This window comes from Kitasatospora sp. NPDC088346 (assembly GCF_044740765.1).
GTDB lineage: Bacteria > Actinomycetota > Actinomycetes > Streptomycetales > Streptomycetaceae > Kitasatospora.
Genome location: NZ_JBIURH010000001.1, coordinates 127396 through 142451 on the forward strand (window position 1 = coordinate 127396; position 15056 = coordinate 142451).

Sequence of the window (15056 nt, forward strand, 5' to 3'; positions counted from 1 at the left end):
GGAGGCCGCTGCCGTGGGCCTCCCCCTCGCGTCGTGACGGGCCCCGCTCAGTCGACCTCGGCGACCGCCTGGGCGAACTGGGCCTGGTAGAGCCGGTGGTACGCCCCCTGGGCGGCGATCAGCTCGTCGTGCGAACCCTGCTCGACGATCGAGCCGTTCTCCATCACCAGGATCACGTCGGCGTCCCGGATGGTGGAGAGCCGGTGGGCGATCACGAAGCTGGTCCGGCCGCTGCGCAGCCGGGCCATCGCGCGCTGGATCAGGACCTCGGTGCGGGTGTCCACCGAGCTGGTGGCCTCGTCAAGCACCAGGATGCCGGGCTGGGCGAGGAAGGCCCGGGCGATCGTGATCAGCTGCTTCTCGCCGGCGCTGACGTTGGTGCCCTCGTCGTCGATGACGGTGTCGTAGCCGTCGGCGAGGGTCCGCACGAAGCGGTCCACGTGGGCCGCCTTCGCCGCCTCGACGACCTGCTCGCGGGTGGCGCCGTCGGCGCCGTACGCGATGTTGTCGGCGATGGAGCCGCCGAACAGCCAGGTGTCCTGGAGCACCATGCCGATGCCGGCGCGCAGTTCCTCGCGGGACATCGCGGCGATGTCCACCCCGTCCAGGGTGATCCGGCCGCCGCTGACCTCGTAGAACCGCATCAGCAGGTTGACCATGGTGGTCTTGCCGGCGCCGGTCGGGCCGACGATGGCCACCGTGTGGCCGGGTTCGACCTTCAGGGACAGACCGTCGATCAGGGGCTTGTCCGGGTCGTACCGGAAGGAGACGTCCTCGAAGGCGACCCGGCCGTTCAGCTCCGCCGGGCGCTGCGGTACGGCCGGCTCGGGGCTCTGCTCGGGGGCGTCGAGCAGTTCGAAGACCCGTTCGGCGGAGGCGACGCCGGACTGCACCAGGTTGGCCATCGAGGCGACCTGGGTGAGCGGCTGGCTGAACTGCCGGGAGTACTGGATGAAGGCCTGCACGTCGCCGACGGTGAGCGCGCCGCTGGCGACCCGCAGTCCGCCGACGACCGCGACCAGCACGTAGTTCAGGTTGCCGATCAGCATCATCGCGGGCTGGATGATCCCGGAGATGAACTGGGCGCGGAAGCTGGACTCGTAGAGGTCCTCGTTCTCCTTGCGGAAGGTCTCGGCTGCCTCCTGCTGGCGGCCGAACACCTTGACCAGGGCGTGCCCGGTGTACATCTCCTCGATGTGCGCGTTCAGCCTGCCGGTGGTCCGCCACTGGGCGACGAACTGCGGCTGCGCCCGCTTGCCGACCCGGGTCGCCACGACGACCGAGAGCGGTACCGAGATCAGCGCGATCAGAGCCAGCAGCCAGGAGATCCAGAACATCATCGCCAGCACGCCGACGATGGTCAGCAGCGAGTTCACCACCTGGCCCATGGTCTGCTGCATGGACTGGCCGATGTTGTCGATGTCGTTGGTGGCGCGGCTGAGCACCTCGCCGCGGGACTGCTTGTCGAAGTAGCTCAGCGGCAGCCGGGAGATCTTCGTCTCGACGTCCTGGCGGAGCCGGTAGACGGTGCGCTGGATGGCGGTGGTGGCCAGCCGGCCCTGGACGACGCCGAACACCGCCGAGGCGACGTAGATCGCCAGCACCCAGAGCAGCACGGTGCCGATCGCGTCGAAGTCCATCCCGTGGCCGGGGGTGAAGTCGACGGTGGAGAGCACGTCGGCGACCTTGGTGTTGCCCGCCGCGCGCTGCGCGTCGACCACCTGGTCGTGGGTCAGCCCGGCCGGGTAGGCCCGCCCGGCCACGCCCGCGGTGATCAGGTCGGTGGCCCGGCCGAGGATCTTCGGGCCGACCACGGCGCAGCCGATGCTGAGCGTGCCGAGCGCCAGGACGCCGTAGAGCAGCGCCCGTTGGGGGCGGAGCAGGGTGAGCAGGCGACGGCCGGAGCCCTTGAAGTCCATCGACTTCTCGGTGCCCTGGGCGCCCATGAACCGGGCCGGTCCGGGGCCGCCGCGCCGGGCGGCCGCCTCCTGGGAGCCGCCGACCGCGCCGCCGCTGGCGGGCTTGTGGTGCGCGGGGCCGCCGGTTTCGGGGCCCTGCTTCGGGGTGGTCACGCCGCCTCCTGCTCGGTGAGCTGGGAGAGCACGATCTCCCGGTACGTCGGGTTGTCGGCCATCAGTTCGTGGTGGGTGCCGCTGCCGACCACCGCGCCCTCGTCGAGCACGATGATCCGGTCGGCGTCGCGGATGGTGGAGACCCGCTGGGCGACGATCACCACGGTGGCCTCCGCGGTGTCGGCGGCCAGGGCCCGGCGCAGCTCGGCGTCGGTGGTGTAGTCGAGGGCCGAGAAGGAGTCGTCGAACAGGTAGATCTCCGGGCGCCGGACCAGGGCCCGGGCGATCGCGAGGCGCTGGCGCTGCCCGCCGGAGACGTTGGTGCCGCCCTGCGAGACCGGCGCGTCCAGGCCGCCCTCCAGGCGTTCGACGAAGTCCCTGGCCTGCGCGGTCTCCAGGGCCTGCCAGAGTTCCTCGTCGGTGGCGTCGGGCCGGCCGTAGCGGAGGTTGGAGGCGATCGTGCCGGTGAACAGGTACGGCTTCTGCGGGACCAGGCCGATCACCTCGGCCAGCCGCTCGGGGGCGATCTCGCGGACGTCCACGCCGTTGACCAGCACGGTGCCGCCGGTGGCGTCGAACAGCCGGGGGACCAGGCCGAGCAGGGTGGACTTGCCGCTGCCGGTGGAGCCGATGACCGCGGTGGTCTCGCCGGGCCGGGCCGTGATGTCGATCCCGCGCAGCACCGAGGCCTCGGCGCCGGGGAAGCGGAAGTCGACGCCGCGCAGTTCGAGGTGGCCGTGCGAGCGCAGTTCGGTGACCGGGGCGGTGGGCGCGACGACGCTGGACTCGGTGTCCAGCACCTCCTGGATCCGCTCGGCGCAGACCTCGGCGCGCGGCACCATCATGAACATGAAGGTGGCCATCATCACGCTCATCAGGATCTGCATCAGGTAGGACAGGAAGGCGCCCAGCGCGCCGATCTGCATCGCGCCGCTGTCGATCCGGTGCGCGCCGAACCACAGCACCGCGACGCTGGAGATGTTCACCACGGCCATCACGGCCGGGAACATCAGGGCCAGCAGCCGGCCGACCTTCAGCGAGACGTCGGCGAGTTCCTCGTTGGCGGCGCCGAACCGCCGCTGCTCGTGGCCGTCCTTGACGAAGGCCCGGATGACCCGGATGCCGGTGATCTGCTCGCGCAGGATCCGGTTGACCCCGTCGATCCGGGTCTGCATGCCGCGGAACTGCGGGCGCAGCCGGCGGATCAGGACCAGGACGACGGCGCCGAGCAGCGGGATGACCAGCAGCAGCAGGCCGGAGAGCGGCACGTCGAGGCTGAGCGCCATGACGACGCCGCCGACGCACATGATCGGCGCGGCCACCATCAGGGTGAAGGCCAGCATGGTGAGCATCTGGACCTGCTGGACGTCGTTGGTGGTGCGGGTGATCAGCGAGGGGGCGCCGAACTGGCCGAGCTCGCGGGACGAGAAGCCCTGCACCCGGTCGAAGACGGCGGCGCGGATGTCCCGGCCGACCGCCATCGCGGTGCGGGCCGCGTAGTAGACGGCGCCGATCGAGCAGACCACCTGGGCCAGCGAGACGGCGATCATCACCCCGCCGATCCGCAGGATGTAGCCGGTGTCGCCCTTGAGCACGCCGTCGTCGATGATGTCGGCGTTCAGCGCGGGCAGGTACAGCATGCCGATGGTGGAGACGAGTTGGAGCAGGACCAGGAGGAGGATGGGTCGGGAGTAGGGCCTCAGATGGGCCCGGAGCAGTCTGATGAGCACCGTGACACTCTCGTCGTCGCCGGGATGCCGTGCATCCCCGTTTTTTGATTCCGAACTGCAAGGGTCCGGCCTCTTCGGCACCGAACCTGCTGGCTTGTACAGTCCTTTGCACTGCCGGACCGCAGGCGTGCCACCCGTCGTGACCCCCTTACGGAACGGCTCCGTACCCCCTAGGCTGCTGATTGCCGTCTTGTTACTCGCTGGTTAAGAAGTCGGCCGGACGCGGCTGCCCCCCACGGTCGCTGTCACTACCACCCTTGGCCACCCGCCCCCCGGAGGTCCCCGTTGAGCAGCGTGCAGTCCATGATCGAGCGGCGTCCGCCCTCCGTGGCACACCTCTTCCTCAGCAGGGTAGAGGCCACTCCCGGCCATGAGGCGTACCGGTATCCCGCACCGGTCGACGAGCACGCGGCGGACGGGGCTCCCGGCGCCGAGCAGTGGCGCTCGCTGACCTGGGCGCAGACCGCGGAGCGGGTGAAGGCGGCCGCCGCCGGTCTGATGTCGCTCGGCATCGTGTCGGAGGACCGGGTCGCGATCTCCTCCTCCACCCGGATCGAGTGGATCATCGCGGACCTGGGCAACATGTGCGCGGGCGCGGCCACCACGACCGTCTACCCGAGCACCAACGCCGACGAGTCGGCCTTCATCCTCGCCAACGCCCAGTGCAAGGCGATGTTCGCCGAGAACGAGGCGCAGCTCGCCAAGACCGTCGCCGAGAAGGACAAGCTCCCCGCGCTCGAGTACGTGGTGCTGTTCGACGCCCCGGCCGGCCCGGTCGAGACCGGCGGACTGACCGTGCTCACGCTGGCCGAGCTGGAGGAGCGCGGCGCCGCCCACCTGGCCGAGCACCCGGACGCGGTCGACAAGGCCGTCGAGGCGATCGACAAGGAGCAGCTGGCCACCCTGATCTACACCTCGGGCACCACCGGCCGCCCCAAGGGCGTGCGCCTGGTGCACGACTGCTGGGCGTACGAGGGCCTGGCGCAGCAGGAGAGCGGGCTGCTGCGCGCCGAGGACGTCCAGTTCATGTGGCTGCCGCTGTCCCACGTCTTCGGCAAGACCCTGATCTCCGGCCAGATCGCCACCGGCCACGTGATGGCGCTGGACGGCCGGGTGGACCGGATCATCCACAACCTGCCGGTGATCCGTCCGACCCTGATGGCCTCCGCGCCCCGGATCTTCGAGAAGGTCTACAACGGGATCGCCGGCCGGGCCCGGGCCGAGGGCGGCGCCAAGTACAGGATCTTCATGTGGGCGGCGGGCGTCGCCCGCGAGTACGCCCGGGTCACCCAGGAGAGCCGGGTCGCGACCGGTCAGGACACCGCGCCGCTGGGTCTGCGGGTCCAGCACGCGATCGCCGACCGGCTGGTCTACGCGAAGATCCGCGCGGCCTTCGGCGGGCGGCTGCGCGGCGCGGTCTCCGGCAGCGCGGCGCTCGCACCCGAGATCGGCTTCTTCTTCAAGGGCGCGGGCGTACCGGTGCTGGAGGGCTACGGCCTGACCGAGACCTCGGCCGGCTCGACCGTCAACCGCTCCGAGGACTACCGGGTCGGCACGGTCGGCACCGCGCTGCCCGGCACCGAGGTCCGGATCGCCGAGGACGGTGAGATCCTGCTGCGCGGCCCCGGGGTGATGCGCGGCTACCACAACCTGCCCGAGCAGACCGCCGAGGTGCTGGAGCCGGACGGCTGGTTCCACACCGGCGACATCGGCGAGCTCGACAAGGACGGCTACCTGCGGATCACCGACCGCAAGAAGGACATGTTCAAGACCTCCGGCGGCAAGTACGTCGCGCCCAGCGAGGTCGAGGGCAAGTTCAAGGCGATCTGTCCGTTCGTCAGCAACATCCTGGTGATCGGCAACGGCCGCAACTACTGCACCGCGCTGATCGGCCTCGACGAGGCGGTGATCATGCCGTGGGCCGCCGAGCACGGCCTGGCGGGCCGGACCTACGCCGAGGTGGTCGCCGATCCGTCGGTGCACACCCTGATCGAGGGCTTCGTCCAGCGGCTCAACACCGAGCTGCAGCGCTGGCAGACGATCAAGAAGTTCTCGTTGCTGCCGCGCGACCTGGACATCGAGCACGGTGAGCTCACCCCGAGCCTGAAGATCAAGCGCCCGGTGGTCGAGAAGACCTATGCCGACGCCGTCGCCGAGATGTACGCGGGCACCGTCGAGGCGTGAGCCCACCCCGTCCCGTACGGCCCGGGACCGCTGCCGCCGAGCAGTGCGGGCCGTACGGGACAATGGAGCAATGCCCTCCGCACTCCCCGACGGCGAACCCGTGCCGTCCGACGGTTCCCTGCCCGCCCACGCCCTGACCGGGTTGGGGGAGCGGCCCTTCGGCTTCTACGTGCACGTGCCGTACTGCGCCACCCGCTGCGGCTACTGCGACTTCAACACCTACACCGCGACCGAGCTGCGCTCGTCCGGCACGGTGGCCTCGCAGGAGACCTATGCGGACAACCTGGTGGCGGAGGTGCGGCTGGCCCGCCGGGTGCTGGGCCACGCCGAGCTGCCGGTCCGGACGGTCTTCCTCGGCGGCGGCACCCCGACCCTGCTGCCCGCCCGCGACCTGGTGCGGATGCTGGCCGCGATCCGGGACGAGTTCGGCCTGGCGCCGGACGCCGAGGTCACCACCGAGGCCAACCCCGAGTCGGTCGACCCCGCCTACCTGGCCGAGTTGCGCGAGGGCGGCTTCAACCGGATCTCCTTCGGCATGCAGAGCGCCCGGCCGCACGTGCTGCGGCTGCTCGACCGGCACCACACCCCCGGCCGGCCCCAGGCCTGTGTGGCCGAGGCGCGGGCGGCCGGCTTCGAGCACGTCAACCTGGACCTGATCTACGGCACCCCCGGCGAGTCCGACGACGACTGGCGGGCCTCCCTGGACGCCGCGATCGGCGCCGGCCCGGACCACGTCTCCGCGTACTCGCTGATCGTCGAGGACGGCACCAAGCTGGCCGCCCGGGTCCGGCGAGGCGAGCTTCCCATGATCGACGACGACGTGCACGCCGACCGCTACCTGATCGCCGAGCAGGCGCTCGCCGCGGCCGGGTACGCCTGGTACGAGGTCTCCAACTGGGCCACCACCCCGGAGGGCCGCTGCCGCCACAACGAGCTCTACTGGACCGGCGGCGACTGGTGGGGCGCCGGCCCCGGCGCGCACAGCCACGTCGGCGGGGTCCGCTGGTGGAACGCCAAGCACCCCGCCGCGTACGCGCAGGCGCTGGCCGAGGGCCGCACCCCGGCCCAGGGCCGGGAACTGCTGGCCGGCGAGGACCGCCGGGTCGAGCGGATCCTGCTGGAGCTGCGGCTGGTCGACGGCTGCCCGCTGACCCTGCTCACCCCGGACGGCCTGCGGGCCGCCGACCGCGCGCTGGCCGACGGCCTGCTGGACCCGGCCGCCCACGCGGACGGCCGGGCCGCCCTCACCCTGCGCGGCCGCCTGCTGGCCGACGGGGTGGTGCGGGACCTGGTGGACTGAGCCGCGGCTCCGTCCGGGCGGGCCCGGGGCTCAGCAGTTGGTGTCGTTGACGATCATCGTCGCGGTGCCGATCGCGCCGAACCAGTCGATGCAGTGGCCCTTGCCGTAGACGTACACCGGCCCGGCGTAGCCGCCGAAGTAGCCCTCGTCGGTGCTTGCCCAGCCCGGGTCCTCGCCCTGGGAGATCTTGACCGACATCCAGGGCTTGGTCCCGTCGTTCCTGCGGACCGTCACGGCACAGTTGTAGCCGTTGGAGCTGTTGTAGGTCAGGTAGATCGTGCCCTCGCCGACCGGCGCGGAGTTGACCACCCCGTAGCCGGACCCGCAGGCGCCGTTGTAGGGCGCCGAGAGGATCTGCTGCTCGGCGGCGCCGGCCGGGACGGTCGCCAGCGCGGTCAGCGCGGCCGCCCCGAGCATCGCCTTCGCCACCAGGCCGCCGGGGCGTCGGGTACGGCTGTCCGTGCGTGCGGTCATGTCGGTTCTCCCTGTCGAGTCCGTGGTCCGTGGATGTGCGGGCCTCGTGGCCCGGACCAAGACTCGTCTCACCGCCCGTGCGAGGTCTTGTACGAAGGCGAAAGCAGCCGGTCGGGCAGCACCGCGCTGGTGATCCGGTCCGCCAGCCGGTCGGCCGGCTCGGCCCCCGTCAGGGCGGCCCGGTGGCCGAAGAACGTGCCGGGGGAGCAGCCGACCATCGAGCGGAAGGTGCGGTCCAGGTGCGCCTGGTCGTAGTAGCCGCACAGGGCCGCGACCTCGGCCCCGGTCAGCTCGGGGCGCCTGACGAACGCCGCCAGGGTCCGTTGCAGGCGCAGGATCTGGGCCACCTGCTTGGGCGGCAGGCCGACCTGCGCGCGGAACCGGGTCTGGAGCGTGCGCAGGCTCCAGTCGCTCCGTGCGGCGAGCCGGCCGACCGGGACGGTGCCGGCCGACCGGCGCAGCCCGTCCCAGGCCAGCTGGACCTCCCGGTCCCAGCCGTGGCCTGCGGTGAGCCGGGCGGTGAAGAAGGCGTCCAGCAGCGCGAACCGCAGGGTCCACCCGGGGGCCTCGGCCAGTCGGTCCACCAGTTCTCGGGCCGGCCGGCCGAGCACCTCGCCCAGGTCGGCCCACCGGGACGCCAGCTCGGCGGCCACCGGCCCGAGGACGGCGTAGGCGCCCTGCGGCGTCAGCGAGACCGCCACGCCGTGCATCCGCCCGCCGTGCTCGCCGATGGACGCCGTGCGGTGCAGGCCGGCCACCGACGAGACGAGCGACCCGCGCGAGCGGCCCGTGACCGCGTCGAACAGCCGCATCGGGGCCTCGAACCCGATGATCAGCGTCAGGACGTCGGTCGGCACCTCGAGCCGCCGGCGGGGTTGGCGCAGATCCTGCCGGAAGCCGCGATAGCCCAGGATGTGCTCCCGCAGCCGGGGCTCCGGCCGCCCCACGACCAGCTCCCACACGCCCCCGGCTCCGGTCGATCCCTGTTCTGTTCGCATGTCGTACCCCCACTGTCGAAGCGGACAGGTTTGGCATGCTCACGCTCTCAAGAGGGAGGGGTCGGTGCCTGCCCGAACGCCCGCCTTGGCCGGAGCCGGACCCCCGGCGCAGGGCCGTTCGTGGACATCCGTCCGAAAACCCACCCGCCGGTTGCGGGGCCGGACGCCCGTCGGAAGGGCGCCGGGGCCGCCCCGGGCGGCATCCGGGCGGTCAGTCCTCCTCGTGGCCGCCCCGGGGCCGCTCGCCCCAGGCGGTGATCATGCCGGGGGAGAGGTCCGCGAACTCCGGCGAGGCGAGGTCGCGCTCGGCCGCCGCCAGGGTCCTCTCGTCGACCAGGCCGGTGGCGAGCATCGGCCCGCGCATCCGCCGCCAGGTGTCCAGCCAGAAGGCGGTGATCGGCGCGCCCGGCGTCAGCGGCGGGACGTGCACCTCGGCACCCACCCCGGTCAGCCCCGCCCCGCGCAGCCGCGCGGGGTACTCGGGCGTCCACCCCACGTCCGTACCGATGGACTCCCGCAGGCCGCGCCACATCGCCCGCATCGCCAGGCGGTACGGGCTGTCCGGCGCCCCGGCGGTGGTGAGGTCGACCGCGTCGCCGAGGACGAGCCGCCCGCCGGGGACCAGCAGCCGGGCGAGGCGGGCGATCGTGCGGCGGCTGTCGGGCAGGTGCATCAGCAGGAACCGGGCGTGCACCAGGTCGAAGCGGCCGGGGTCGAAGTCCGCCGAGGTGACGTCGGCGGCCAGGGTGCGCAGCCGGGGCCCGGCGTACGGCTCGACGAAGCGCGGGTCCCGGTCGACGGCCAGCACCTCGGCGCCGACCTGCTCGGCCAGCCAGCGCGACACCGTGCCCGTGCCGGCGCCCACGTCCAGGCAGCGCAGCCCCGGGCGGGCGCCGAGGGCCAGCAGCCGGGCCCTGGTGAAGGCGTCGTAGGCGATGGCGCCGTAGTCGATCCGCTCGGCCTCGCCCGGGGCGCCGGGCTCGAAGAGCTCCCGGCCGTACGCTCCGGGCGGCGCGGGGTGTCCGGGCGGCGCGGGGGGTGCGTACGGTGCGGGGTTCGGCCGGTCGGTGGCCATCGGTCCTCCCGTCCGCCCCGGGGAGCCCGGTGCGCGCAGACTGCGGGACACCACCAGCGTATGCGGCGGTCCGCCGCCGCGCCCCGGACGGCGGCCGGCGGCCGCTGGGCCGAGCCGGGTCGGGCCGGGTCGGGCGGGGCCGGTTCAGGCCGGCTGGGTCACGAAGTCGATCAGCTCCTCGACCCGGCCCAGCAGGGCGGGGTCGAGGTCCTTGTAGGAGTTCACCGAGGCGAGGATCCGCTTCCATGCCGCCGGGGTGTCCACCGGCCAGCCGAGGCGGCGGCAGACGCCCTCCTTCCACCCCTCCCCGCGCGGGACCTCGGGCCAGCCCGGGATGCCCATGCTGGAGGCCTTGACCGCCTGCCAGACGTCGACGTACGGGTGCCCGACGACCAGCACCGCGTCGCCGCTCACCTGCCCGGCGATCCGGTGCTCCTTGGTGCCGGGCAGCAGGTGGTCCACCAGCACGCCGAGCCGCCGGCCGGGACCGGGCCGGAAGGCGGCGACGATCGCCGGCAGGTCGTCCACGCCCTCCAGGTACTCCACCACCACGCCCTCGATCCGCAGGTCGTCGCCCCAGACCCGCTCGACCAGTTCGGCGTCGTGCCGCCCCTCGACGTAGATCCGCGACTCACGCGCCACCCGTGCCCGGACGCCCGGCACCGCGACCGACCCGGAGGCCGTCACCCCGGGCCCGCGGGCGGGGGCCGGACCGGCCGGCCGCACCAGGGTGACCACCCGGCCCTCCAGCAGGAAGCCGCGCGGCGTCAGCGGGAAGACCCGGTGCCTGCCGAACCGGTCCTCCAGGGTGACGGTCACCCCCTCCGCGGTCTTCTCGCACCGCACCACGGCCCCGCAGAACCCGGTCGCGGCCTCCTCGACCACCAGGTCGCGATCGGCCGCCACCTCGGGGGCGGGTTGCTGCCGCTTCCACGGCGGGGTCAGGTCCGGTCCGTACTCCCTGCTGCGCATGCCGGGACTATACGGAATCCGACGCGCCGTCACCCCGCGGCCCGGCCGGGCGCGGCCCGGTCACAGGCCGGGGGCGCCCCAGACCGGGAACCAGCGGCTCAGGTCCTGCTCCAGCCGCAGGTCGTTGCCGAGCGCCGCCTTCACCTGGAGCTCCAGCGGGGAGTTGCGCTTCTCGCCGCCGCCCGGCATCGGGGCGAACGGATAGAACGAACCGCGCTTGTACAGGTACACCAGCGCCAGCGGCTGCCCGGCGGCGTTGCGGAAGCCCACCAGCGAGCAGAGCAGCTGCGGGCCGAACCCGTTGGCCTCCAGCTCGCTGTTGACCGCGTGCAGGTCGTTCACCAGCTCGGGCAGCTGCTCGGGGGAGTGCCGGGCGAGCAGCCAGGAGTAGCCGTAGTCGTCCTGGGAGGCCTCCACCGGCACCCCGCCGTTCGGGGTGTCGGCGTCGAGCAGCGCCCTGACCTGCTGCTCCACCTCGGCGAAGGCGCCGCCCTCGACGGCGGCGAAGCAGACCGAGCCCAGGCCGGTCGGTCGGAAGGCGGCGGCCGCCTCCAGGGTCAGCGCGGCCGAGGGCACCCCGAAGAGCTGGTCGAGGTCGGGTCTGACGGGCTTGCTGCGGCCGAACAGCGCGTCCAGGAATCCCACGTGCGGCTCCTCTGCTGGATGGTCCCCGCCGGCCGGGCCCGGCGGGTCACCGGCCGAGCTCGGCGGAGATCTTCGCCAGCTGCGCCAGCCGCTGCTCCAGCGACGGGTGGGTGGACAGCAGCTGGGTGGCGGCGTCCCGGGCGCTGAGCGCCGGTGCGAAGTAGAAGGCGTTGTAGGCCTGCGCCTGGCGCAGGTCCCGGGTGGGGATCGCGGCGATCTGGCCGGTCACCTTGGTGAGGGCGGAGGCGAGCGCGCTCGGCCGGCCGGTGAGCTGGGCGGCGGCGCGGTCGGCGGCCAGCTCCCGGTAGCGCGAGAGCAGCCGGGTGAGCAGGAAGCTGAGGGCGTAGACCACCATGCTGACCAGCGGAATGATGATCATCGCGATGGCGGTGTTGCTGTCGTTGCTGTTGCGGTTGCCGCCCATCATGCCGCTGTAGAAGGCGATCCTGGTCATCGCGCCGGCCAGGACGCCGAGGAAGCCCGCGATGGTCATCACCGCCACGTCCCGGTGCGCGACGTGCGAGAGCTCGTGCGCGAGGACGCCCTCCAGTTCCTCCGGCTCCAGCCGGCGCAGCAGCCCGGTGGTGACGCAGACCACGGACTTCTCCGGCTTGCGGCCGGTGGCGAAGGCGTTCGGCATGGGGTTGTCGGCCACCGCGACCCGGGGCTTGGGCATGTCGGCCAGGGCGCAGAGCCGGTCGACGGTTCCGTGCAGCTGGGGGTACTGCTCGGGGCTCACCTCGTGGGCGCCCATCGCCCGCTCGGTGATCTTGTCGCTGAACCAGAACTGGGCCACGAACAGTCCGCCGGAGACCAGGACGACCAGCGGCCAGGCCCCTCGGAACAGGACGATCAGCAGGCCGGTGAAGCCCACGTACACCAGGCCGATCAGGAACATCGTGGTGACCATCCGGCCGGTCAGGCCCCGGTCCGGGGCGAACCGGGAGTGCTGCCCTGAAGTCGACATCGCCGCTCCTTCGCTCGCGCGCTCGCCTCCGATGCTGCCACTCGGGGCGCCCCCGGGCACCACACGCAGGTGCCTGCCGCCCCGGCAATGCGGGCAGGATCACCGGGGCGGCCCGTTCCTGCCGTCGGACCCGGGCCTTACACTGGCAGGTAAGGTTCTGGCACTCTGCCTGCCGGAGTGCCAGATATCGGACACTCAACAGCTCAACGGACGAAGACGGAGGTGCGTGCCCATGGTCGACGAGCCCCGTTCCGTCGATCCTGCCCGCGCGGTGGAGCACCGCCCCGTCAGCCGCCCGCTGGACGACCGCAGGCTGGCGGTGCTCAGGGCGATCGTCCAGGACTACGTCGGGACCGAGGAGCCGGTCGGCTCCAAGGCGCTGGTCGAGCGGCACAGCCTGGGGGTCTCCCCGGCCACCGTGCGCAACGACATGGCGGCGCTGGAGGAGGAGGGCTTCATCCAGCAGCCGCACACCAGCGCCGGGCGGATCCCCACCGACAAGGGCTACCGGCTGTTCGTCGACCGGCTGGCCGAGGTCAAGCCGATGACCAGCCCGGAGCGCCGGGCGATCCGGCACTTCCTGGAGGGCGCGGTCGACCTGGACGACGTGGTGGCCCGCACGGTGCGGCTGCTCGCGCAGCTCACCCGGCAGGTCGCGGTGGTCCAGTACCCCTCGCTGACCCGCTCCACCGTCCGGCACATCGAACTGGTCCAGCTGACCCCGGCCAAGGTGATGCTGGTCCTGATCACCAACACCGGCCGGGTCGAGCAGCGGATCGTCGACTGCCCCGGCTCGGTCGGCGACACCGTCCTGGCGGACCTGCGGACCAAGCTGAACGCGAAGGCCGTGGGCCGACCGCTGCCCGAGGTGCCGACGGCGCTGGAGGACCTCCCGGCCGCCTTCGAGGCGGGGGACCGGCCGGCCGTCAGTACGGTGCTGGCCACCCTGTTCGAGACGCTGGCCGAGCAGAACGAGGAGCGGATCATGCTGGCGGGCACCGCCAACCTGACCCGCTTCGGACACGACTTCCCGCTGACCATCCGGCCGGTGCTGGAGGCACTGGAGGAACAGGTGGTGCTGTTGCGCCTGCTGGGTGAGACGGCGGACGCCACGATGACGGTCCGGATCGGCCACGAGAACGCGTACGAGGGGCTCAATTCCACCTCCGTCGTCTCGGTCGGTTACGGTTCGGGCGACCAGAGCGTGGCAAAGCTCGGGGTGATCGGTCCGACCCGGATGGATTACCCGGGCACAATGGGGGCGGTGCGAGCGGTGGCACGGTACGTGGGCCAGATCCTGGCCGAGTCGTAGGAACAACGCGCCGCAGGACGGCGCGCAGCAGTCGCAAGCACTTCTAGAGGCGGAACAAACCGGAGCATTTGGTGGCCACGGACTACTACGCGGTACTCGGCGTCCGACGTGACGCGGGTCAGGACGAGATCAAGAAGGCGTTCCGACGCCTCGCGCGCGAACTGCACCCGGACGTCAACCCGGACCCGAAGACGCAGGAGCGGTTCAAGGAGATCAACGCCGCCTACGAGGTGCTCTCCGACCCCGCGAAGCGTCAGGTCTACGACCTCGGCGGGGACCCGCTGTCGCCCAACGGCGGCGGTGGCGGCGGCGCGGGCGGCTTCGGGGCGGCCGGGTTCGGCTTCTCCGACATCATGGACGCCTTCTTCGGCGCCGCCGGCGGCCAGCGCGGACCGCGCTCGCGCACCCGGCGCGGCCAGGACGCCATGATCCGGCTGGAGATCACCCTGGAGGAGGCCGCGTTCGGCACCACCAAGGAGCTCCAGGTCGACACGGCCGTCACCTGCACCACCTGCAGCGGCGAGGGCGCGGCCCCCGGCACGTCCGCGCAGACCTGTGACATGTGCCGCGGCAAGGGCGAGGTCTCCCAGGTCACCCGGTCCTTCCTGGGCCAGGTCATGACCTCCCGCCCCTGCCCGCAGTGCCAGGGCTTCGGCACCGTGGTGCCGACCCCGTGCCCGGAGTGCGCCGGCGACGGCCGGGTCCGCGCCCGCCGCACCCTCACCGTCAAGATCCCGGCGGGTGTCGACAACGGCACCCGGATCCAGCTGGCGGGCGAGGGCGAGGTCGGCCCCGGCGGCGGCCCCGCCGGCGACCTGTACGTGGAGATCGCCGAGACCACCCACCCGACGTTCCAGCGCCGCGGCGACGACCTGCACTGCACGGTCACCATCCCGATGACGGCGGCCTCGCTCGGCACCCAGGTGCCGCTGCAGACCCTGGACGGGCTGGAGGAGGTCGACATCCGGCCCGGCACCCAGTCCGGCCAGTCGATCCCGCTGCACGGGCGGGGCATCACGCACCTGCGCGGCGGCGGCCGGGGCGACCTGATAGTGCATGTCGAGGTGCAGACGCCCACCAAGCTCGACCCCGAGCAGGAGGACCTGCTGCGCCGGCTGGCGGTGCTGCGCGGCGAGGAGCGCCCGGCCGGGCACTTCGCCCCCGGGCAGCAGGGGCTGTTCTCCCGCCTGAAGGACGCGTTCAACGGTCGCTGACCGAGGGCTCACCGCCTCCGGGGGCGTCGGGGTCACCCCGGCGCCCCTCACGCGTGGCCGCGGTCGCCCGCGCCCGACCCGGCCGCCGGCGCAGGCCGCCGGGCACCGACAGA

12 protein-coding genes are annotated in these 15056 nt (G+C 72.6%); 4 read left to right on the top strand and 8 right to left on the bottom strand.

The annotated features are described in order from the left end of the window. Window positions 1–47: 47 nt before the first annotated feature. Both ACIOFR_RS00545 and ACIOFR_RS00550 read right to left on the bottom strand, forming a co-directional pair. On the bottom strand, window positions 48–1946 hold the full coding sequence (locus ACIOFR_RS00545; protein ID WP_400992101.1) for an ABC transporter ATP-binding protein: 1899 nt from the start codon (window positions 1944–1946) through the stop codon (window positions 48–50). A gap of 122 nt (window positions 1947–2068) precedes the next feature. Further along, window positions 2069–3802, bottom strand: coding sequence for an ABC transporter ATP-binding protein (locus ACIOFR_RS00550; RefSeq protein ID WP_400991420.1), 1734 nt, complete (start codon window positions 3800–3802; stop codon window positions 2069–2071). Between the two features lie 285 nt (window positions 3803–4087). Here ACIOFR_RS00550 and ACIOFR_RS00555 point away from each other — a divergent pair, with 285 nt between their 5' ends. Together ACIOFR_RS00555 and hemW are read left to right on the top strand one after the other, a co-directional pair. Continuing rightward, on the top strand, window positions 4088–5986 hold the full coding sequence (locus ACIOFR_RS00555) for an AMP-dependent synthetase/ligase (RefSeq protein WP_400991421.1): 1899 nt from the start codon (window positions 4088–4090) through the stop codon (window positions 5984–5986). 70 nt (window positions 5987–6056) lie between these two features. Beyond that, window positions 6057–7286 (top strand): radical SAM family heme chaperone HemW, encoded by a 1230-nt coding sequence (gene hemW / locus ACIOFR_RS00560; protein WP_400991422.1) that lies wholly within the window; start codon window positions 6057–6059, stop codon window positions 7284–7286. Window positions 7287–7316: 30 nt separating this feature from the next. On the opposite strand, the gene ACIOFR_RS00565 is transcribed toward hemW, so the two are convergent. The 6 genes from ACIOFR_RS00565 to htpX form a co-directional block, all read right to left on the bottom strand. Beyond that, window positions 7317–7760 carry a spore-associated protein A gene (locus ACIOFR_RS00565; RefSeq protein WP_400991423.1) on the bottom strand — a complete coding sequence of 148 codons (444 nt, stop codon included), beginning with the start codon at window positions 7758–7760 and terminating at the stop codon, window positions 7317–7319. A gap of 68 nt (window positions 7761–7828) precedes the next feature. Then, window positions 7829–8758 carry a helix-turn-helix domain-containing protein gene (locus ACIOFR_RS00570; RefSeq protein ID WP_400991424.1) on the bottom strand — a complete coding sequence of 310 codons (930 nt, stop codon included), beginning with the start codon at window positions 8756–8758 and terminating at the stop codon, window positions 7829–7831. Between the two features lie 211 nt (window positions 8759–8969). Further along, window positions 8970–9833 (bottom strand): class I SAM-dependent methyltransferase, encoded by an 864-nt coding sequence (locus tag ACIOFR_RS00575; protein WP_400991425.1) that lies wholly within the window; start codon window positions 9831–9833, stop codon window positions 8970–8972. A 144-nt stretch (window positions 9834–9977) separates the two neighbouring features. Further along, window positions 9978–10805: a DUF3097 domain-containing protein gene (locus ACIOFR_RS00580; protein WP_400991426.1), complete on the bottom strand. Its 828-nt coding sequence runs from the start codon at window positions 10803–10805 to the stop codon at window positions 9978–9980. Between the two features lie 60 nt (window positions 10806–10865). Then, entirely contained in the window at window positions 10866–11450 is a 585-nt protein-coding gene (locus ACIOFR_RS00585) for a hypothetical protein (RefSeq protein ID WP_400991427.1), read from the bottom strand. Between the two features lie 46 nt (window positions 11451–11496). After that, window positions 11497–12417 (bottom strand): zinc metalloprotease HtpX, encoded by a 921-nt coding sequence (htpX, locus tag ACIOFR_RS00590; RefSeq protein WP_400991428.1) that lies wholly within the window; start codon window positions 12415–12417, stop codon window positions 11497–11499. A gap of 232 nt (window positions 12418–12649) precedes the next feature. Between htpX and hrcA the strand changes: the two genes are divergently transcribed. Together hrcA and dnaJ are read left to right on the top strand one after the other, a co-directional pair. Beyond that, the gene (hrcA, locus tag ACIOFR_RS00595) at window positions 12650–13729 is read left to right on the top strand and encodes a heat-inducible transcriptional repressor HrcA (RefSeq protein WP_400991429.1); all 1080 of its coding nucleotides are present in this window, start codon (window positions 12650–12652) and stop codon (window positions 13727–13729) included. Window positions 13730–13800: 71 nt separating this feature from the next. After that, the gene (gene dnaJ, locus ACIOFR_RS00600; RefSeq protein ID WP_400991430.1) at window positions 13801–14943 is read left to right on the top strand and encodes a molecular chaperone DnaJ; all 1143 of its coding nucleotides are present in this window, start codon (window positions 13801–13803) and stop codon (window positions 14941–14943) included. Window positions 14944–15056: the final 113 nt, after the last annotated feature.

Bases quoted from the DNA above. Each gene is read 5' to 3' on its own strand.
- ACIOFR_RS00545 (WP_400992101.1), bottom strand. From the start codon at position 1,946: ATGGGCGCCCAGGGCACCGAGAAGTCGATGGACTTCAAGGGCTCCGGC.
- hemW (WP_400991422.1), top strand. From the start codon at position 6,057: ATGCCCTCCGCACTCCCCGACGGCGAACCCGTGCCGTCCGACGGTTCC.
- ACIOFR_RS00565 (WP_400991423.1), bottom strand. From the start codon at position 7,760: ATGACCGCACGCACGGACAGCCGTACCCGACGCCCCGGCGGCCTGGTG.
- ACIOFR_RS00570 (WP_400991424.1), bottom strand. From the start codon at position 8,758: ATGCGAACAGAACAGGGATCGACCGGAGCCGGGGGCGTGTGGGAGCTG.
- ACIOFR_RS00575 (WP_400991425.1), bottom strand. From the start codon at position 9,833: ATGGCCACCGACCGGCCGAACCCCGCACCGTACGCACCCCCCGCGCCG.
- ACIOFR_RS00580 (WP_400991426.1), bottom strand. From the start codon at position 10,805: ATGCGCAGCAGGGAGTACGGACCGGACCTGACCCCGCCGTGGAAGCGG.
- htpX (WP_400991428.1), bottom strand. From the start codon at position 12,417: ATGTCGACTTCAGGGCAGCACTCCCGGTTCGCCCCGGACCGGGGCCTG.
- hrcA (WP_400991429.1), top strand. From the start codon at position 12,650: ATGGTCGACGAGCCCCGTTCCGTCGATCCTGCCCGCGCGGTGGAGCAC.